Annotated in this window: 16 protein-coding genes; 7 read left to right on the plus strand and 9 right to left on the minus strand. The window is 62.0% G+C overall.

The features are described from left to right. Nucleotides 1–142: 142 nt before the first annotated feature. From QF629_06000 to QF629_06010, 3 genes are all read right to left on the minus strand, one after another. Nucleotides 143–937 carry an enoyl-CoA hydratase-related protein gene (locus QF629_06000; GenBank protein MDP6013082.1) on the minus strand — a complete coding sequence of 265 codons (795 nt, stop codon included), beginning with the start codon at nucleotides 935–937 and terminating at the stop codon, nucleotides 143–145. Between the two features lie 384 nt (nucleotides 938–1,321). Further along, nucleotides 1,322–3,262, minus strand: coding sequence for a 4Fe-4S binding protein (locus QF629_06005; protein MDP6013083.1), 1,941 nt, complete (start codon nucleotides 3,260–3,262; stop codon nucleotides 1,322–1,324). Between the two features lie 59 nt (nucleotides 3,263–3,321). Further along, nucleotides 3,322–5,346 carry a 4Fe-4S binding protein gene (locus tag QF629_06010; GenBank protein MDP6013084.1) on the minus strand — a complete coding sequence of 675 codons (2,025 nt, stop codon included), beginning with the start codon at nucleotides 5,344–5,346 and terminating at the stop codon, nucleotides 3,322–3,324. 216 nt (nucleotides 5,347–5,562) lie between these two features. Here QF629_06010 and QF629_06015 point away from each other — a divergent pair, with 216 nt between their 5' ends. Both QF629_06015 and QF629_06020 read left to right on the plus strand, forming a co-directional pair. Further along, nucleotides 5,563–6,150: an SCO family protein gene (locus QF629_06015; protein ID MDP6013085.1), complete on the plus strand. Its 588-nt coding sequence runs from the start codon at nucleotides 5,563–5,565 to the stop codon at nucleotides 6,148–6,150. Between the two features lie 81 nt (nucleotides 6,151–6,231). Further along, a complete protein-coding gene (locus tag QF629_06020; GenBank protein MDP6013086.1) occupies nucleotides 6,232–6,594 on the plus strand; it encodes a hypothetical protein in 363 nt (120 codons plus the stop codon). On the opposite strand, the gene QF629_06025 is transcribed toward QF629_06020, so the two are convergent. After that, nucleotides 6,588–7,769 carry an amidohydrolase family protein gene (locus QF629_06025; protein ID MDP6013087.1) on the minus strand — a complete coding sequence of 394 codons (1,182 nt, stop codon included), beginning with the start codon at nucleotides 7,767–7,769 and terminating at the stop codon, nucleotides 6,588–6,590. The two genes, QF629_06020 and QF629_06025, sit on opposite strands and share 7 nt — an antisense overlap. Before the next feature lie 39 nt (nucleotides 7,770–7,808). Between QF629_06025 and QF629_06030 the strand changes: the two genes are divergently transcribed. Continuing rightward, nucleotides 7,809–9,137 (plus strand): amidase, encoded by a 1,329-nt coding sequence (locus tag QF629_06030; protein ID MDP6013088.1) that lies wholly within the window; start codon nucleotides 7,809–7,811, stop codon nucleotides 9,135–9,137. Then, the gene (locus tag QF629_06035; protein MDP6013089.1) at nucleotides 9,134–9,700 is read left to right on the plus strand and encodes a gamma-glutamylcyclotransferase family protein; all 567 of its coding nucleotides are present in this window, start codon (nucleotides 9,134–9,136) and stop codon (nucleotides 9,698–9,700) included. Before QF629_06030 ends, QF629_06035 begins: the two co-directional genes overlap by 4 nt. Here the strand turns inward: QF629_06035 and aspS are convergent. The 5 genes from aspS to QF629_06060 form a co-directional block, all read right to left on the minus strand. Further along, nucleotides 9,697–11,490, minus strand: a complete 1,794-nt coding sequence (gene aspS, locus QF629_06040) for an aspartate--tRNA ligase (GenBank protein ID MDP6013090.1) — start codon at nucleotides 11,488–11,490, stop codon at nucleotides 9,697–9,699. The two genes, QF629_06035 and aspS, sit on opposite strands and share 4 nt — an antisense overlap. A 263-nt stretch (nucleotides 11,491–11,753) precedes the next feature. Further along, nucleotides 11,754–12,641: an MBL fold metallo-hydrolase gene (locus tag QF629_06045; protein MDP6013091.1), complete on the minus strand. Its 888-nt coding sequence runs from the start codon at nucleotides 12,639–12,641 to the stop codon at nucleotides 11,754–11,756. A gap of 3 nt (nucleotides 12,642–12,644) precedes the next feature. Then, nucleotides 12,645–13,358 (minus strand): haloacid dehalogenase type II, encoded by a 714-nt coding sequence (locus tag QF629_06050; protein ID MDP6013092.1) that lies wholly within the window; start codon nucleotides 13,356–13,358, stop codon nucleotides 12,645–12,647. Next, complete coding sequence (locus tag QF629_06055; protein MDP6013093.1) at nucleotides 13,355–15,673, minus strand: xanthine dehydrogenase family protein molybdopterin-binding subunit; 2,319 nt, start codon at nucleotides 15,671–15,673, stop codon at nucleotides 13,355–13,357. Before QF629_06055 ends, QF629_06050 begins: the two co-directional genes overlap by 4 nt. Then, nucleotides 15,670–16,803 carry a DSD1 family PLP-dependent enzyme gene (locus QF629_06060; protein ID MDP6013094.1) on the minus strand — a complete coding sequence of 378 codons (1,134 nt, stop codon included), beginning with the start codon at nucleotides 16,801–16,803 and terminating at the stop codon, nucleotides 15,670–15,672. Before QF629_06060 ends, QF629_06055 begins: the two co-directional genes overlap by 4 nt. A 234-nt stretch (nucleotides 16,804–17,037) precedes the next feature. On the opposite strand from QF629_06060, the gene QF629_06065 reads away from it, so the two are divergent. From QF629_06065 to QF629_06075, 3 genes are all read left to right on the plus strand, one after another. After that, nucleotides 17,038–17,382, plus strand: coding sequence for a GcrA family cell cycle regulator (locus QF629_06065; protein ID MDP6013095.1), 345 nt, complete (start codon nucleotides 17,038–17,040; stop codon nucleotides 17,380–17,382). 293 nt (nucleotides 17,383–17,675) lie between these two features. Then, complete coding sequence (locus tag QF629_06070) at nucleotides 17,676–17,963, plus strand: hypothetical protein (GenBank protein ID MDP6013096.1); 288 nt, start codon at nucleotides 17,676–17,678, stop codon at nucleotides 17,961–17,963. Nucleotides 17,964–18,079: 116 nt separating this feature from the next. Next, the gene (locus QF629_06075) at nucleotides 18,080–18,775 is read left to right on the plus strand and encodes an IS6 family transposase (protein ID MDP6013097.1); all 696 of its coding nucleotides are present in this window, start codon (nucleotides 18,080–18,082) and stop codon (nucleotides 18,773–18,775) included. The last annotated feature ends 127 nt before the right edge of the window (nucleotides 18,776–18,902 follow it).

Genomic DNA, 18,902 nt, shown 5'->3' on the forward strand with positions numbered 1-18,902 from the left:
CCATTTGATGGCTGGAGAACCTCGCGCTCCCGGCAGCTGTTCCTGGGCACAGTGCTGATGGGACGGATTAGGCGCTTGCGCGAGATTGATGGCGACATCCCGGTGGCGCGCTGTCAGCGCTGACATCGGTGATTTTTACGACTCAACCCTCGGCAAAATTGGGGCGCCGCTTATCGCGGAACGCGGCGACAGCCTCCTGGTGGTCGGGATGCGCCTGTGACAGAATCTCGTAGGCTACCGCCGCATCGGTGATGTTGGCTGCAAGCGTGCGCAGGGGAATATTGATCGCTGTCTTAGTCCAGCGCACTGCCCAGGTCGCGCCATTGACGAGCTTAGCAATGATATTGTCGGTCTTGGCATCGAGCTCGGCCGCAGGCACGGCGTAGTTAATCAGACCCCAGGCAGCGGCATCGCGCGCGCTCATCATCTCGCCGGTTAGAAGCATTTCCTTGGCGCGTGCATAGCCGACGAGCTGCGGCCAGATGATGGCGCCGCCATCGCCCGCAACCAACCCCATGGCAACGTGCGGATCACCGATCTTTGCCGTCTCATCGGCGACGATGATATCGCAGAGCAGCGCGACGCTAGCGCCTAGCCCCGCCGCCGCACCATTGAGGCGGCAAACGATAGGTTTTTCCAGCTCTAGCATGCCGAAGATGATGCGCTTTGCGTCGGGCACGATACCGCAAAACTTTGCCGGCTCATCGATCATCGCCTGGAACCAGTCCATGTCACCACCAGCGCAAAAGGCGCGCCCGGCGCCAGTTAGCACCACCACGTCGCTCTCGGCATCACCCTGTATCTCGGTGAAGACCCGCGCCAACTCACTGTGCAGGGCGTCGTCGACCGGGTTCAGGGGACCGTTACCATCGATGGTCACACGCAGCACGCGGCCGTCGCGGGCGAATTTAAGTGTCTTGTATCCGGAAAAGCTCATCATACACCTGCGTCGTCGCCAATTTCATCCCAGGTCGCCCGCATCCACTTGACGCAGGCAACACCTTGCTCGAAGAGCAGAGTATTGGCAGCCTTCGCCATAGTCGAGGTTTCGAATAAACTCGGTCGGGATCTGCCAGAGCCTGGCCCCAGGATCAGCGGCATGATAGCGCATCAGGGTGCAGATCATCATCTTCCACTGATCCAGTGCCGCTTTGTCCCAGGGCGCGTGATATTCACCCTCGCGCAACGCGGTCCGAAGGGGTACTGGATGCCACGGCCCGGACCACCGTCCTCGGCGCGCCCGCCGATGTTCTCTCGGTCGCTGGGAATGGCGCGGAGGAGGCGCAGGCAACTAGGTCATCTTGCAAGGCCTTGTGATCGGTCATGACACCTCAAAGGCATCCTTTCGCTTGCGTTCGGCCACCAGCGGCGGGCAGCGGCGATCGTCATAATATTCGACCTGACAGTCGAGATATTGCAGGCATTCGCTCATATTGATTTTGCCGCTGTCGGGGATGGCGGCAACGGGACAGGAACTGCTGCAGATCTGGCAGGGCGAGCCACATTCGGGCCGGCGCTTGAGCCAGTTAAAAACGTGCCAGCGCCCGGCCAGGGCCAGCAGCGCACCGAGCGGACAGAAAAAGCGGCAGAAAGCGCGCTCATAGACCAAGCCCACAGCGAGCAATCCCACGGCATAGGCCACATAGGGCCAGGTGCGTTGGAACTGGAGGCTGATAGCGGTTTTGAAAGGCTCCACCTCGGCCGCCGTATTGGCCGCTTCACGCGAAACCAGGGCGGTCGCCAATACTACGAACAACACCCCATATTTGACTCGCCAAAGGCGCGCCTGCAAGTGCTCTGGCAAAGCGAGTTGCGGTACGTGCAGAAATCGTGCGATGCGGTTGGACAGCTCCTGCAGGGCACCGAAAGGGCAGAGCCAGCCGCAGAAGACACCGCGCCCCCAAAGCACCAGCGTGACTAATACATAGACGCTCAGCAACACTAGTGGTGCATCCATCAACATGCCGCGCCAGTCGAGTCCGCCGAAGGCAACCTGTAGCCAACTCAGCACCGTTAGAATAGTAAGCTGAGCCCCGGCGAACCAGCCCAGTCCCACCAAAGTCACGCCGAGAACGCCAAGCCGCAGCAGCTGGTGGTGGCGCCGCGAGTGTGTCAGGCGGTGCTGGAGAAGCATCACCCCGGTCACGACCAGCAGCAGCACGACAACACCGGCAAGAACCCGATCCTTATCGAGCCAGGCGCGTTGCCAGGGTGCCAGGGTGCTTTCACGCCAAAGCCCAAAAGCAACGTAAGTGGGTGTCTTAAAACCGGCATCCTCCAGCGCCGCGTCATCACCCAGCACATGCTGCACCGGAATTCGATAGGGCAGGGCGACGATCGCATCGGGCATGGTCAATTCCAAGCTCCACGGCGCCAGTGGATCGAAGCCGCTGTCGGCAGTGATGTGGAACCGCCCAGCCTCATCGAAAGCCGGATGATCGGTCATTGCAAGGCGCCAGGCGCGATAGAATCTCTCGGGCCGCAAGACGAATGCCTTGCCTTCTTGGACCAGACGCAAACGCTCGAATAGTGGCACGAGCCAGGGGTTTTCCGGGATCCAGCCGATGGCGCCGACCGAGGCCACAAGGATCTGATTATCGTCCGGACCCGCGGCGTCGCGCATGGACCGGTAGGCGCGCTCGCCGAACAGGTTGCGGCCCACCGCAGGCGGCGTGGCCAGCGCAGCATAGAGCGTGGCAGAGCTGCCGCCGCCGGTGTCAACGTGGAGTTCTTGAACCGATGCGTTCCTGACCAGATCCGGCCAGGTCATGGGCTCAAAATCAAAACGATTGAGCGACAACCCGTCGCCGCCAACCTCGCGCAGACCCACAATCATACCCACACGCAGCGCTGAATCGAGCATGGCATTGGCCATGGCAATACCGCTGATCGTTGCGCCGGAAACCGAGTCTATCGAACTCGGCACGAAGCGGCGGGCCGTACGCACGTCGCTGCCGTGCAGCTCGCTGAGGAAGGCGCGAAAACCGGGCGGCTCGATGACGCCGCGTTGCAGCAGCGGCTCCTTTTGGGCCAGCACATGGTGACCGCGGATGATACCGCCGGCACCGAGTGCCACAACAATATCGAAGGGATTGCCGGCGTAGCCGGCCGGCCGGACGGTCTCCAGGGTAGAAAACAGATAGCCTGCCACCTCACCCTTTGCCAGAACAGTCGCCACGGGCGGGTCGCCAGCCACCATGCCTATGCCGTCGGCAGCGGGGAAGAGTTCGGCCACCAGTGCCGAAGTCAGGCGCTCCTGCAAAGGTGCCTCACCCTCGGCAAGCGCCGTCGTCGATGCCAGCGCAAAGACGAGAAGCGCGCCTACTCGGCAGCGATGGCGAGATCTTCGCGCTGCTTTCGCTGGGCGACCAACGGGGGGCAGCGATACTCGTCGTAATATTCGACCTGACAGTCCAGGCATTGCAGGCACTCGCTCATTTTGATGTTGCCGGTCTTGTCGATGGCGTCGATTGGACAGCTAACGGTACAGAGCTGACAGGGTGAGCCGCATTCGGGACGGCGCTTGAGCCAGGTGAAGACATGCAGACGGCCAGCCAGAACCAGCAACCCGCCGAGGGGGCAGAGGTAGCGGCAGAAGGCGCGCTCGATCACCAAACCCACAGCCAGTATCGCCAAGGCATAGGCCAGGAACGGCCAGGAACGTTGGAAATGCAGGCTTATCGCGGTCTTGAACGGTTCCACTTCTGCCGCCGTGTCGGCCGCTTGCAGCGAGATCGCCGCGGCTGCGAGGAGTCCCAGGGCGAAAACATATTTGACGCGCCAAAGCTGCGCATGCAGTCGCTCGGGCAATGTAATCTGGCGCAGGCCGATGGCGCGGGCGGCCTTGTTGGACAGTTCCTGCAAAGCGCCGAAGGGACAAAGCCAGCCGCAGAACACCCCGCGCCCCCATAGAACCAGCGTCAACAGCACAAATACGCTGAGCAGCAGCATCGGCGGATCCATCAGGACGGGGCTCAAATCGAGCCTCTCAAAGGCCATGCGCAGCCAAGTCAGCACCGTGATGACAGTGAGTTGGGTGCCCGTCATCCAGCCCAGCCAAACCAAGGCCGCCAGGAGAATGGTGGTTCGCAGCCAGCGATGCGCACGGCGTGAGCGCACCAGTCGATGCTGGAAGAGCATCACGCCTGTCACGATCAGCAACAGCGTCAGAATGCCGACGAGTATATCGTCCTTGTCGAGCCAGGCGCGTTGCCAGGGCCGCAAGGTGCTTTCCCGCCAGAGGCCGAAAGCAACATAGCGGGGAATCAGAAAGCCGGCATCCTCCAAGGCTGCCTTTGCGCCAACCACGTGGCGCAAGGGAATGCGATACGGCAGCGGGAAGTTGGCGCTTGCCGCGTCGTCGCCCTCGCCCCGAACGTCGAGTTCTAACGTCCAGGGCGCGGTGGCATCAAATCCGAGGGCTGCGGGCAGATGAAAGCGCGCGGCATAATCGAACTGAGGATGCCCCTCGATCTTGAGCCCGCGCGTGCGGTAAAAGTTCTCCGGCAACAGCGGTACCACGGTCTCGCCCTGACGCACGCGTATGCGGTCGAATATAGCAACCATGTAGGGGTTGCGCGGAATCCAGCGGTAGGGACCGACCGAGGCTACCAGCAGCTGATGATCGCCTGCCTGGCTCGTCTTCACCACCGAGCGAAAGATGCGCAACCCGAACAAATTTCGGCCGATCCCGGGTGCGGTGGCGAGCGCCACATAAAGCGTGAGAAATATCTCGTCATCGCCGCCCGGCGGCACAACCTCGCCCAGGATGGAGCGCACCTCACGGCGGCTCAAGGTGAGGCGGGTGATCGAGCCGTCTGCGATCAACTCTGCCCAGTTATGCGGCTCATAGGCAAAGCGGTCGAGTGAGAGGCCGGTGCCGCTATCGTCCAGGATCGCAGCACGGTAGCCGGCAAAGATGGCCGAATCCATGATTGCATTCGACATGGCGGCAGCACTGATGGTGGCGCCCGAAACACCGTCGGCACCGGTCGGCACCAAGCGATGGCGGGTACGAATGTCGATGCCGTGATTGCCCGTGAGAAAGCCGTTGAGTTCCTCGATGCTGACCATACCTTCGTCAATCAGCGGCTCATGTTCCTCCAGCACCAGATGGCCACGGATGATGCCATCAACGTCAAGCGCGACGATGATGTCGAAGGAGAGACCCGCATAACCAGCGGGATTGACCATTTCGTGGGTCGAGAACAGGTAGCCCAGCGTCTCGCCGCCACGAAAAACGGTCGCCAGGGGCGGCGTGCCCTCGACCGGGCCGAGAACGTCCGCCGTCGGAAACAATATCTCAACGACCTCGGGCACGAGCCGCGTCGCCAGAGGCTCGTTCATATCAGCAAACGCCGCCGGTAGCCAAAACAGAGAAAGCGAGACAAGGAGGGCAGAAAAGCGCATGGGCACGGGCGATCATCCGCCGGAGGAAAATGTCACCCTACTTCAGCTGCGAGGTGTCGCGAAAGCCCCAAACGCATGCGTCAGGACTTGACTCAACCGGGCGCCAGAACGACGTTCGTCCGACTTTGTCATTTCCCGACCGGGAGCGCGCGAATGCGCCTTACCATAGCGTTATCATCGCTTTGCCTCGCTCTTCTGCTGTCATTGCCGGCGGCGCACGCCGTGGACCGGGCGCCGTTCGCGCTGACCGACCACACCGGAAAGGCGGTGACAGACGAGGATTTTCTGGGCTCCTTCTTGCTGGTCTTCTTCGGCTACAGCCATTGTCCCGACGTCTGTCCGACCGATCTCGCAATAATGGCCGGTGCGCTGGACGCACTCGGTGACCGAGCCGCAGTGGTGCAACCCCTCTTCGTGACACTCGATCCCGAACGTGACACGCCCGAAGTGCTGGCGGCTTATCTGCCTGCCTTCCATTCCCGCTTCATCGGCTTGACCGGCACGTCCGAACAGATCGCCGCGATGTCAGAAAGCTACAGCGTGCGGCACAGGCGCTACTACCCGCCGCCGTTCGACGAGGACGGCGAGCCCCCCGAAGATGATGAGACCTATTTCGTCGATCACACTGCCGCCACTTATCTGGTTGGCCCCAATGGCGGTGCCTTGCGGCTGTTTCACCATGGTGCCACAGTCGCCGAAATGATCACAGTTATTGCCGAAGTGTTGCCTACGGCACGCTAATCCGTTTTAAGGAAGGTAGTTGCCGGCTGTAACTCAACCGATACAGATTTGCGTCCCCACCCCACGAAAGGCACTATTGCGATGACCCTAAAATACGCTGCCCGCTTGCCGTTATTGGCTCTGATGGCCATCTTTGTTAGCGCCTCCGCGGCCCAAGCCGTGGACTGCAACGCGATTCACCAAGTCAATATCACCTTTGAGTTCGTGCCCGGCGATATCTACCTCGCACCCGGCGACTGCGTCCGTTTTACCAATATCCATCATATCGAGCATTCCGCCATAGGCATGGAGCGCGAGTTCAATACCGGCGTTCTAATGCCCAACAACAGCGCAGTGCATCGCTTCAATGAGGAGATAGCGATCCCCTACGTCTGCGGCGTGCACCCGCTGATGGTCGGTGTCATCGTAGTCGAGGAGCCGGAGGACGATTCTGCGGTTCAGTAACCGAAACCATACAGCCGGGCAGCGTTGTCGCAGATCACCTTGTGGCGGGCGGCCTGCGACAGTTGGCCGAGTTCCCGTTGAATAAAATCCCGGGAATCTGGCCAGACACCGTCTGGGTGGGGGAAATCCGAGCCCCACATAATGTTGTCCTCGCCCAACTCGTCGAGCAATAGCACGCCGACCCTATCGGTCTGATAGGTAGCAAAGCATTGTCGCCGCCAATAGTTCGACGGTTTCATGGTCAGGGTAAGATCCTTGAACTGGTCCTCCCACTCAAGGTCCATATGATCGAGTACATAGGGAATCCAGCCGATACCGCTTTCAGCGATCACCACCTTGAGATTTGGATTGTCCTCGAGCACACCGCCGAAGACGAGCTCCATGAGCACCTTCGACATACCCATCTGGAAACCGGTGATAAACACGGCGAAGGCTTGGCGTGCCTGTAGCGGTGGCATGGCGGTGAAATCCGGCGGTTGACTGCCGATAGTGTGGAAATGCATGGGCAGATCCGATTCGCTGGCCGCCTTCCATAAGGGCACCCAATGGGGGTCGAACAGGGGGATCATGTCGAAAGTGAGCGCCACTTCCAACCCGCGCACACCACCGCGCTCAACTACGCGTGCGATCTCGGCCAGTGCCGCCGCCATATCATCGCCGGGAATTGTGGCAACGCCCGCATAGCGGTCAGGATGGCTGCGGCAGAACCCGGCCAGCCATTCGTTGTAGATGCGCATCATCTCACGTGCCGCCTCGGCGTCGCCGAGGCGCTGTGCAGCACCGAGAATACCGTAGAGTACCTCGCCCTGCACGCCATCGCGGTCCTGGTCCGCAAGGCGGAGATCGGGATCCGTCAGGCGCCGGATACCCTTGACCCCGTCATCATAAAGGCCGGTCTCAGCCATACGGTCGGAGCGATGGATCTGTCCTGGGACATATTTGCGCCCGGCCGAGCCCATGCCGTTCTGCAAGCCGAATTCAGCGCCGCCACGGCTCACCCATTTCGGGCCACCGAGCCCATCGGTAACGTAGGGCATGCGATCGCGCAGGGCAGCACTGGCATTGGCCGTGAACAGATCTGGCGGCAGCCAGATCAGGTCGATGTGGCAATCTGCCGATATCACCTCGTAGCGCATGGTCACCCTCCCTTCGGCGACCCGATAGACCCACGTCATAAAGCCCGCCCTTGACACCCGCAAGCGGGTCGGTGACATGTGAAGCTGATTACAACTAAACGCTTGAGGTGTGGCATAAACGAGGCGTTGTGGCAGCTAGGTGTTGAAGATGCGGCGCGACGCATCGCCACTGGCGAGCTGACATCGCGGGCATTGGTGGATTCGTGTTTGGCGCACATCGCCGAGCACGAGCCCAGGGTGCACGCTTGGCGCCATCTCGATGTGGAGGCGGCACTGGCGCAGGCAGAGGCCTGCGATGGGGCAGAGAGGCCGGCAGGCTCACTGCACGGGGTGCCTATCGGCATCAAGGATCTTATCGACACTGCTGACATGCCAACCGGCTACGGCTCACCGATCTATGACGGCAACAGGCCGAACGCGGACGCAACTTGTGTCGCGCGCCTACGCGCCGCGGGCGCGGTCATTCTCGGCAAGACCGTGACCACGGAGTTTGCTACTTTCAAGCCACCGGTGACGCGCAACCCGCACAATGTGGAGAGAACGCCGGGCGGCTCGTCATCGGGCTCCGCCGTTGCCGTCGCCTTGAGCATGGTCGGCGCCACGCTCGGCAGCCAGACCGCGGGCTCAGTGATCCGCCCGGCCGCATTCTGTGGCACGGTTGGCTTCAAGCCAAGCTTCGGTGCCATCAATTTGGACGGCGTTAAGCCCCTGTCGCGGGATCTCGATACGCTCGGCACGTTCGCGCGCAGCGTTGCCGATGCGGCCCTTGTGGCGCGGACCATCGCCGATGCACATGGGGCCCTCGGTCAAACGCCAACAGGCTTCCTGCCACCGCCCACGGTGGCGCTTTGTCGGACCCCTGACTGGGACAAAGTGGAGTCTTCGACCACAGCGCTGCTGGAGGAACTCGTGGCCCGCCTTAGCGCGGCTGGCGCACCGGCAGGCGAGGTGGTCATGGAAGGCGCATTCGCGGAGCTCGCGGAAGCGCAGAATATCATCATGAAGGCGCAGGCCGCCGTGATGCTCAGGCGCGAGCACAGCAGTGATCGCGACCAGCTGAGCCCGGGATTGGCGAAGATGCTTGACGAGGGTGCCAACATGCCCCTCGAAAGTCTTGATGCCGCGATGGGCATCTTCACCCGCTGTCACATCGAAGCGCACCATCTGTTCGGCGATTACGACTTGCTGCTGACACCTGCGGCGCCTGGCGAGGCACCCTCGCAGGACTCCACCGGTGATCCCATGTTCAACCGCGCCTGGACGGCCCTGCACGTGCCCTGCCTGACTTTGCCCGCTGGCAACGGCCCCACAGGAATGCCACTCGGCGTGCAGCTCGTCGCACGCGGCGGCGACGACGGCCGGCTGATCGCCTGGGCGCGCTGGATCGAGGAGATCCTGCGCGGGTGAGCAACGAACATGTGTTCGGCTTCGGCTCGCTGGTCGGCCTTGGGGCGCTTGCACAATTTCTCTCGCGGCCACCTTTCGCGGCGAGCGAAGCCTATCCCTGCCACCTGCATGACCATCGCAGGCTCTGGAACATCGCCCGCGACAACAGCCACGACCTACCTGGACGACCATATTTCGTGGACGACGATGGCGAGCGCCTCGACATCTTCGTTACTGCAGTGAACATCCGCCCGGCACAGGGCAGCACTGTCAATGGCGTGGTTTTTCCCGTGACCGGGGCGCAGCTCGCGCTATTGGACATCCGTGAGGCAAATTACGACCGCATCCGGGTCGATGGTGCCGTCGCGCCGGGACTGCCAGGGCGCATCTGGACCTATCGCGGCAAGGCGTTAGCGGAGGCATGGTTCGCACAAGGCGCGGCCACCGGCAAAGCCGTGGTCAATGCCCATTACCACACCATCGTCACCGACGCATTCGCCAGCCACGGCAAAGAATTTCTGACCGAGTATCATGCTACCACGGAAGCGCCCACTGTCCCCATCCGGCCTTTGCAGACAGCCTAGCCTTTCTCCGGCTTAGGCGGTAGCTGCAGTCGGATGTGCAACTCCTTGAGGTGCTTGTCGTCAACCTCACCCGGCGCGCCCATCAGCAGATCTTCGGCCTGGCCGTTCATGGGAAAGACGATGACCTCGCGGATATTGGGCTCGTCAGCCAGCAGCATAACGATGCGGTCGATGCCAGGCGCGATACCGCCATGGGGTGGGGCGCCGAAGCGGAAGGCGCGCAGCATCCCACCGAAGCGTGCTTCGACTTCCTCGGGCGGATAGCCAGCCATGCCGAAGGCCTTGATCATGACATCGGGGCGATGGTTGCGGATGGCGCCGGAGCTTAGCTCAACACCGTTACATACAATGTCATACTGCCAAGCGAGAATATCGAGCGGGTCCTCGTTCTCCAGCGCTTCCATGCCACCCTGGGGCATGGAGAACGGATTGTGGCTGAACTCGATCCTGCCGCTCGCCTCATCGCGCTCGAACATCGGAAAGTCGACGGTCCAGCAGAAACGAAAGACATCCTTCTCGACGAGGTCGAGCTGCTCGCCGAGCCGCATGCGCACGCGCCCGGCGAAGAGCGCCGCCTCATTCGGCTTCATGCAGACAAAGAAGACCGCATCGCCAGCACCGACGCCCGCCGTCTCGCAGATCGCCGCCTGGGCATTTTCGGGCACAAACTTGGCAATCGGGCCCTTGCCCTCGCCCTCCTCACCGAAGGTGATGTAACCGAGGCCCGGAGTACCTTCACCACGGGCCCAGTCGTTGAGCTTATCGAAGAAGCTGCGCGGACGCGCCGCGGCACGGGGCGCCGGAATGGCGCGCACTACAGCGCCCTTTTCGATGGCGCCCTGGAAGGCCTTGAAGGTCACACCCTCCATGGCGAAGGCGTCGGTCACGTCTGCGATGCGCAAGGGATTGCGCAGGTCAGGCTTGTCGGTGCCGTATTCCAACATTGCTTGTGCGAAAGAGATGCGTGGAAAGGGCAAGGGTGTCACCTCCCGGTCGGTGAACTGCTCGAAGACGCCGTGGAGAACCGGCTCGATGGCATTGAAGACGTCCTCTTGGGTGACGAAGGCCATCTCCATATCAAGCTGGTAGAACTCGCCAGGGCTGCGGTCGGCGCGAGCGTCCTCATCGCGAAAGCACGGTGCGATCTGGAAATAGCGGTCGAAGCCGGCGACCATGAGCAACTGCTTGAACTGCTGCGGCGCCTGGGGCAGTGCGTAAAACTTGCCCGGATGCAGACGGCTCGGCACCAGGAAGTCACGCGCGCCCTCGGGCGACGAGGAGGTCAGGATCGGCGTCTGGTATTCGCTGAAACCCGAGGCGATCATGCGCTTGCGGATGCTGGCAACGATAGCACCGCGCAAGGCAATATTTCGCTGCATCGCTTCACGGCGCAGGTCGAGGAAGCGGTAACGCAAGCGCATCTCCTCGGAAAACTCCTGCTCGCCCGCCACCTGCATGGGCAGCACCTCAGCGTGGGACTGGACCTCGAAGCTCTCGATGCGTACCTCGACCTCACCGGTAGCGAGCTTGGGGTTCACCGTTTCGGTGCTCCGCGCCAGCACCGAGCCACTGACCGTGATCACGCTTTCTGGGCGGGTCGCTTCGACGACCGGAAAGTGCTCGCTGCTCTGGTCAACCACGCATTGGGTGATGCCGTAATGGTCACGCAAATCGAGGAACAGCAGATTGCCGTGGTCGCGCTTGCTGTGCACCCAGCCGGAAACACGAACTTGGGTGCTGACGTCAACAAGTGTCAACTCGCCGCAGGTATGGGTACGATAGGCATGCATAGCCGGGCCGAAATCTGGGGAAAAACAAGTGTCGCCACGGGTAAGCGGCGGCGGGCGCGGATCATAGAGCACATGCGGCCAGAGGCAAATCGCGAAGGTTTGCCTCTACAAAAAGGTGGGCATGTTGTCGAAGCCTGTCAGCCACAGCGTGCAGGCAATGACGGACCTCCCCGACCGGACTGTGAGCGCCGTAGCTAGCACCGCAACCGGCAACAACACCCAGACTATCGCAACGAGGGTGGCCTCGGGCAATGCACCCTTCGTCAGGCGCTCCGGTACTCCGTATCGATGTCCGGCGCACCATCGCAGGCGGCGCGACCCGTCGCCACCATATGTACTAGGTGAGCGAGCACCGAGCGACCAGCAGCGCCGTGCAGGCGCGAATCGATATTGGCATAGAGGCGCGAGACCATATGGGGAATACGCGTCACACCCTCTTCCAGACAGGTTGCAATCTGGCGCTCGCGCTGCTGGCGGTGAGCGACGAGCTTGCCGACGAAAGACGAAGCATTTTCGACCGGCGCACCGTGGGTCGGGTAGTAGCGCTGCTCGGGCCGGGCGGCAACCTTGCGCAGCGAAGCGATATAGGCGGCCATATCACCGTCCGGCGGCGAGACCACCGTCGTCGACCAACCCATCACGTGGTCGCCTGAGAACAGCGCTTCCTCCTCATTCAAGGCGAAGCAAAGATGGTTGGAGGTGTGGCCCGGCGTGTACACCGCCTCCAGCGTCCAACCCTCGCCGGCAATGACCTGGCCGTCTACCACTCCGTTGTCGGGCACAAAATCTATGTCACCGCCAGCTTCAACCACGATGTTGCTGCCGGAACCATGCGGGCCGTACCCCCATGTGGCAGCACCCGTATGGACCTTCAGCGCGGCAGCCGCCGGCGAGTGGTCGATATGGGTGTGGGTGACGACGATATGGCTCACCACCTCGTCTGCCAACGCCGTCTTCAACGCCTCGACATGGCTCTCATCGGCCGGGCCAGGGTCGATCACCGCAACGCTGCCGCGCCCGACAATATACGTGCCTGTACCGTGGAAGGTGAAGGCGCTCGGGTTAGGCGCGACAACACGGCGAAGCAGCGGGCTGACCTCGGCAACGGCGCCATACTCGAAATCGAGTTCCTTGTTGAAACGCGGCGGCATCGATCAAACTCCCAGCTTCGTGGCAAGATCGATGAAGTTCACCGCCACGACATCCCAGTCGCCTTCCGCTTCAAAATCGATCATCTGATTGGACCCGTACTCCGTAGGTCGGCTCACGAAAGCCGTGCGCATACCGGTCTTCGCAGCAAACTCAAGATCATCATTATGCGCCGCCACCATCATCGCCTGTTCGGGCGCGAGGCCGAGCATGGCAACGGTGGTCTTATAGGAGTCGGGCACGGGCTTGTAGGCCCGCGCCACCTCAGCGCCGAGCACTGCGTCCCAAGGCAAGCCGGCACGCTTTGCCATATTCACCAGCAGCGCCACATTGCCGTTCGACAGCGTCGCCAACGTATAGTGTGTGCGCAGCCGCGTCAGACCGGCCACAGAATCGGGCCAGGGATCGAGTCGGTGCCACACCTTATTGAGATGGACTTTTTCGTCCTCACCAAGGTCTTCTATCCCGAATTTATCTATCAGACGGTCGAGGATGTTGCGATGCAACTCGTCGAGGATGACCCAGCCCTGGCCGCCGCTCCTAACTTCTTCCATGGCCGGCTGGTAGCCCGCCCGCCAGGCGTCAGCGAAAGCCACCCAGTCGATATCGATGCCCTTCTCCGCGCCGAGCGCGCGGCCTTCGCGGATAACGCTCGAGCGCCAATCGACGACAGTTCCAAACACATCGAAGCACAGGGCTTCCACTCCTTCGATGGTCATTGTGAATTCCTCGCATTCTGAATGGCCCGCCAGACCCTCTGAGGGGTGTAGGGCATATCGATATGGCGCACGCCGAGCGGTCTGAACGCATCCATCACAGCATTGGCAAGCGCTGGCGGACTACCGGCAGCCCCGGCCTCGCCACAGCCCTTGAAGCCGGCCGGATTCGACGGTGACGGGGTTTCCAGCGATAAGAAGTCGATGAGTGGCAGCTGGTCTGCCCGTGGCAGGCAATAATCGAGCAGAGAGCCAGAGAGAAACTGGCCGGTCTCATCGTAGACTACATGCTCGAATCCGGCTTGGCCAAGCCCCTGGACAACGCCGCCATGCACCTGGCCTGCCAGCATGAGCGGGTTCAGCGTGCGTCCGAAATCATGAGCGACGGTATAGGCGACGATCTCGAGCAGTCCCGTTTCCGGATCTACCTCGACCTCACAACAATGACAGCCGTTAGGATAGGTGTGATTTTCCGGCGTGAAACGACCGATGGTCATGAGTGTGACAGATCGTGCCGCGGCAACCTCGGCCACGCCCTCCCAGTCGAGTGCCCTGTCGGTACCGGCAATGACGAAGCGGCCGCCGGCAAACTCGAGATCGCTCGCCACCACCTCCAGCGCGTCCGCTGCGAGCGGCATGGCCAGGTTCACCATGTCGCGACTGGCAAAGGTCAGGCAGGCAGCCCCGAGCGGAATAGACCATGAGCCGCCCGTGCCCTTACCTTCCCTGACCTGGTCGGTATCGCCCTGGATGACGCGCACGCGCATCGGATCAATGCCGAGCATGTCGCCGGCGAACTGGGCGAAGGCCGTCTCGTGCCCCTGGCCGTTGGACTGGCTGCCGCTGAGCACCGTGGCACTACCATCCCTCTCAATGCGCAACTCCGTGCTTTCCGAAACGCCGTGGCCACAACGTTCAACATAGTTAGCGATGCCGAAGCCGCGCAGCAGCCCCCGCTCGGCTGATGCCGCGCAACGTGCCTCGTAGCCCGCCCAGTCGGCGCGCGCGAGACAGGCATCGAGGGTCTCTTCGTAGCGCCCGGCATCATAGTTGAGGCCGAGCGGGGTCGCGAAGGGCAGCTCGTCCGGTCGCAGGGTGTTGCGACGCCTGAGGTCGATGCGGTCGACGCCAAGGTCGAAAGCCGCAACGTCGACTAGGCGCTCAACCAGATGCAGGACCTCCGGCCGGCCGGCGCCGCGATAGACCTCTGTCGGCACGGTATTGGTAAAGGCACCGCGCACCCGGGCGCAAATGGCAGGGGTACGATAGACGCCGTTGAGCGCCGACATATTGACCACTGGCGGCATGGTGCCGCGCCCCGAGGCGTGAGCGCCGAGATCGGCCAACACGTCGACGCGCAGGGCAAGAAAGTCGAGATCCTCGCCGAGCGCGAGCTCGGCCCGCGTGACGCGGCCACGGCCCTGGAAGTCAGTAAGGAAGGCATCCTCCCGCTCGCCGACCCAGGAGATGGAACGGCCGAGCTCGCGCGCCGCCCACAGCAGCAACGGATATTCGGGGTAGAGCGAGTTCTTGACACCGAAGCCGCCGCCAACATCATTGATCAGCACGCGGAAGCGGTTTTCGGGCAGGGCGAACATCTGAGCCAGTTCGTCGCGTAGGGAATGCGGCATCTGCGACGGCATGGTGATCTCGAAGCGCCCGCTCGCGGCGTCGTAGCGCGCAAACGCGCCGCGCGTCTCCATGGCACCGATGACCACGCGATTATTGACTGCCTCGATGCTGACGCGATGGTGGGCACCGGCAAAGGCCGCCTCGACCCCAACGGCATCGCCCAACTCCCAGTCGAAGGCTAGATTACCGGGAATCTCCGGCCACAGCTGTGGCGCTCCCGCAGCCAAGGCGGCGGCAGGTGTGATCACCGCGGGCAGGGGCTCGATTTCGACAGTGACGGCTTCCGCCGCGTCGCGCGCCGCCGCGGCCGTCTCCGCGACCACCATGGCCAAGTTGTCGCCGACGAAACGAACCTTGTCGCTGGCCAGCACAGGCGCATCAGGCAGGCGCGTCTCAGCGCCGGGGCGGGACGGCGGGGTAAACGCGATCGTCATGGGCCCAAGCGCCTCCGCGACGTCGGCCGCTGTGACCACCGCGAGTACCCCTGGCATAGCAGCCGCTGCCGCCGCCTTGATGGCGCGAATATGCCCGTGGCCGTGCACCGAGCGGACAAACCAGGCATGCGCCTCACCAGTCTCATGACAGTCCGCGATAAAGCGACCGCGACCAGTCAGAAGCCGCGGATCCTCCTTGCGCCTGAGCGGTTGGCCAATGCCGAACTTCACCGTGGCGCCGGCCTGTTTCATGGGTTGCCGCGCGCCTCGATCGGCCAGATATCGACGAGGGTATCGCCGCGTACACAATGATAGGTATCGTAGAGGTTCACGGTGGGATCGCAATGCGGCACCAGGCAAGCCAGCTGGGCGCCAACCTCCAGGCGCTCGTTGGCCTCGCCATAGACCACCGCACCGTGCTCGTCGCCGAAGAACTTATAGCTCGCGCCGAGCGGTGTGCGCACGGCGAACTCGGGCTCGGGACCGTCGGTGGCAAAGCTCTTCAGGCCGGCGTCGATGATAGCGTGGCTGTCGTGCACATCGTTGACCACGCTGGCCTGCACAAAAAGCGATGGAGCAAAAGGCCGCGCCTCGTCCTCGCGCAAGGCCACAGCGTTGTATTGCACGTCGGTAAAAATGTAGGAGCCCGCCTGCAGCTCGTTGAACAAGCCGTGGCGATAGTCCATGTCGTAGCTCCCGGTGCCACCGCCCGTGACCAAGGGCACGGCGAAGCCTGCCGCCCTGAGCGCGTCTATTGTCTCACCGAGACGCATGTTCTCAGCCGCCACGGCCACAGTGCGCTCGACATAGTCCTTAATGTGCTGCAGGTGGCCGTAATAGGCCTGGACACCAGCAAATTTAAGCCCGGGCGCGCCTTCGATAGCTTGTGCGAGCACCACCACATCGGTCGCCGTGGCCGCACCTGTGCGGTGCGTACCGACGTCGAAATCTATCACCACGGCGAGCGGCCGATCAATGCCGGCGGCCGCGGTCGCCGCCGACAGCGCCGCAACGTGGGCGAGCGTATCGGTGGCGACCTTGAGAGTCTCTGTCGTGCCGTGCAGCACCATCAGCCGCGCCACCTTGGCCTCGCCCGTCGGCGGCGAGGTAATTAGCACTGGCACGCCGGCGGCTACCATCACCTCGGCTTCGCGGATCGTGGCACAGCAAACGCCGACAGCGCCCGCAGCAATCTGCGCCCTGGCAATGGATGTGCATTTATGGCTTTTGGCATGAGGCCGGAGCGCCTGACCGGTAGCGCGGCAATGGGTCGCCATCAACTCCAGATTGGATTCCATGGCATCAAGGTCGAGCACTAACGACGGCGTGCTGAGCCGCCAGCGGCTACCGGAAACTCCGAGCAAAGGGGTATTGGGCGACACCACAGGCCTCACTCTTGCGATCCGGGATAACAGAGCCTATGTGGTTAGCAGTCTGCGGACGGTGCTGCAAGGCGACCGCGGGACCGCGCAGCCGGCGCCAATGTTGATGGCGCGGTGGATAAACTGTGTAAAACTTGTAAATTCTGTGGATAACCACGAAATGTAGTGGATCACTGCCGGAATTTCGACTAAATCTGTGGCTCAAAGTAATCATAATAAGGGAACCGAGGAAGCATGGCTTGGACAGACCAGACGGTCGAGACGTTACGCACCATGTGGGTCGCAGGAGCCAGTGCACGCGAGATCGGCGAACGCATCGGAGCCACCCGTAACGCCGTCATCGGCAAGGCCAATCGTCTCGGCCTGGCCCATCGTGCCAAGACCACCAAGCTCAAGCCTGAAGCGAAGCCGCGGACGATGGGCACGCTCGACCTAAACGAGAAAATGTGCCGTTGGCCGATCGGTCACCCGGGTGACAACGACTTCCGTTTCTGCGGCGCCCAGCATATTCCCGGCCGGCCCTATTGCCTTGACCACTGCGCTCTCGCCTATCGCGGCAAGGTCGTCGCAGCGGCCTAACGTCTCAACGTCAGCCTTAAGCACCACAGCGGCAACCACTAGGGCGGAGAACAGGTTGGCGACGAGCGCCCCGGCGGTCTCGCCATTGGCTAAGACGCCTGCCTACTCGGCAATGCTGGGCACCACACCAACTCGACAGCATCACAACGGTCCCAGCTGACGCACGGCCAGCGCCATGATAGCCACGGCCGTCAGGACACACGGCGCACGTTCTTGCCGCCGCACCGAACGACCAGCACCTAGCACCGGTCGGCGGTGCCGCTTACTACCTCGCCATCTTCGGTGGCGAGGGGTTGATCCAACTCCTGCTCGGCGCCTATGGCTACATCATCCAGTTGGCGCCGCCGGTCTATGGCGCGCTCTATTGGCGTCGCGCCTCGCGCGAAGGCGCCATTGCCGGGCTACTCACCGGTGCAGCGATCAACGCTTTCCTTCAATTCGGCACCGATGCACGCCCTCTCGACATCAATCCCGGCATGCTCGCCTTCCTGGCCAATCTCGTTGTCTTCGTCGGCCTCAGCTTGATCCTCAAGCCGCGGGCCGAGCAAAGGGCACACGTCGCTGGTTTCGTCGAGGCATAATGCATGATGACACGTGTCACGAACCTGTCCGGGCATCGCCATCGGTCAGCCGCTCAGGACGGCATTGACACGTTAAGTCGGTGGCCGAAGCGGTCAGGGGCCGCTACGGTCTCTGGATGATCCAAATATCCTTCAAGCGACATCGGTTTTCGCCGGAGATTATCCAGCACGCGGTCTGGCTTTACGCTCGGTTCACCCTGTCGTTTCGTGATGTCGAGGACCTGCTGGCCGAACGTGGCATTGATGTATCTAACGAGACCGTAAGACGCTGGTTCCTGAAATTCGGCCGATTGGTCGCCGTCAATCTTCGCCGCGGCCGTCCGCGCGCCAGTGCGCGCTGGCACCTCGACGAGATGGTTATCAAGATCCGTGGCCGGAAACATTGGCTGTGGCGGGCGGTCGATGACGAGGGCGAGGTGCTTGACTTCCTAGTCCAGCCACGGCGCTGCGCTCGATCGGCCCAGAGACTGTTGCGAAAGCTGTTGAAGAAGCAGGGCTTTGCGCCGAAGCGGATCATCACGGACAAGCTCAAATCCTATGTCGTCGCCATCCGTAAAGAGCGGCTGTCCGTGGTCCATGATCAGGGATTGCGGGCAAACAATCGCGCTGAAAACTCGCACCAGCCGGTTCGACGACGCGAACGAAAACAGCAGCGGTTTAAGTCGCCGGGATCCGCCCAACGGTTCCTGTCGATCCACGCCGCCGTCTACAACGCCTTTTACGTCCAACGCCATCTTCTGCACCGCCGATTCTTTAAACAGTTTCGAGCCGAGACGTTCTCTGTCTGGAATCAAAGTTGGCTTGCGGTCTGATTTGGATCACGATCGAATTCTGGAGACCGTGGCAGTTAACGTGTCAATGCCCTAGCAGGTGCAAAGCGACGGATTGGTTTGGGTCGTTCTGCAGTATTTGTTGGTAGATATTTTCTGCCTGAGACAG

Source organism: Alphaproteobacteria bacterium (assembly GCA_030739735.1).
GTDB lineage: Bacteria > Pseudomonadota > Alphaproteobacteria > UBA7887 > UBA7887 > UBA7887.

What these genes read in the sequence shown, in the direction of transcription:
- QF629_06050 (MDP6013092.1), bottom strand. Translation starts at nt 13,358, where the DNA reads ATGACCATCGAAGGAGTGGAAGCCCTGTGCTTCGATGTGTTTGGAACT.
- QF629_06015 (MDP6013085.1), top strand. Translation starts at nt 5,563, where the DNA reads ATGCGCCTTACCATAGCGTTATCATCGCTTTGCCTCGCTCTTCTGCTG.
- QF629_06045 (MDP6013091.1), bottom strand. Translation starts at nt 12,641, where the DNA reads ATGCCGCCGCGTTTCAACAAGGAACTCGATTTCGAGTATGGCGCCGTT.
- QF629_06000 (MDP6013082.1), bottom strand. Translation starts at nt 937, where the DNA reads ATGAGCTTTTCCGGATACAAGACACTTAAATTCGCCCGCGACGGCCGC.
- QF629_06025 (MDP6013087.1), bottom strand. Translation starts at nt 7,769, where the DNA reads ATGACGTGGGTCTATCGGGTCGCCGAAGGGAGGGTGACCATGCGCTAC.
- QF629_06010 (MDP6013084.1), bottom strand. Translation starts at nt 5,346, where the DNA reads ATGAACGAGCCTCTGGCGACGCGGCTCGTGCCCGAGGTCGTTGAGATA.
- aspS (MDP6013090.1), bottom strand. Translation starts at nt 11,490, where the DNA reads ATGCATGCCTATCGTACCCATACCTGCGGCGAGTTGACACTTGTTGAC.
- QF629_06055 (MDP6013093.1), bottom strand. Translation starts at nt 15,673, where the DNA reads ATGAAACAGGCCGGCGCCACGGTGAAGTTCGGCATTGGCCAACCGCTC.
- QF629_06075 (MDP6013097.1), top strand. Translation starts at nt 18,080, where the DNA reads ATGATCCAAATATCCTTCAAGCGACATCGGTTTTCGCCGGAGATTATC.
- QF629_06020 (MDP6013086.1), top strand. Translation starts at nt 6,232, where the DNA reads ATGACCCTAAAATACGCTGCCCGCTTGCCGTTATTGGCTCTGATGGCC.
- QF629_06065 (MDP6013095.1), top strand. Translation starts at nt 17,038, where the DNA reads ATGGCTTGGACAGACCAGACGGTCGAGACGTTACGCACCATGTGGGTC.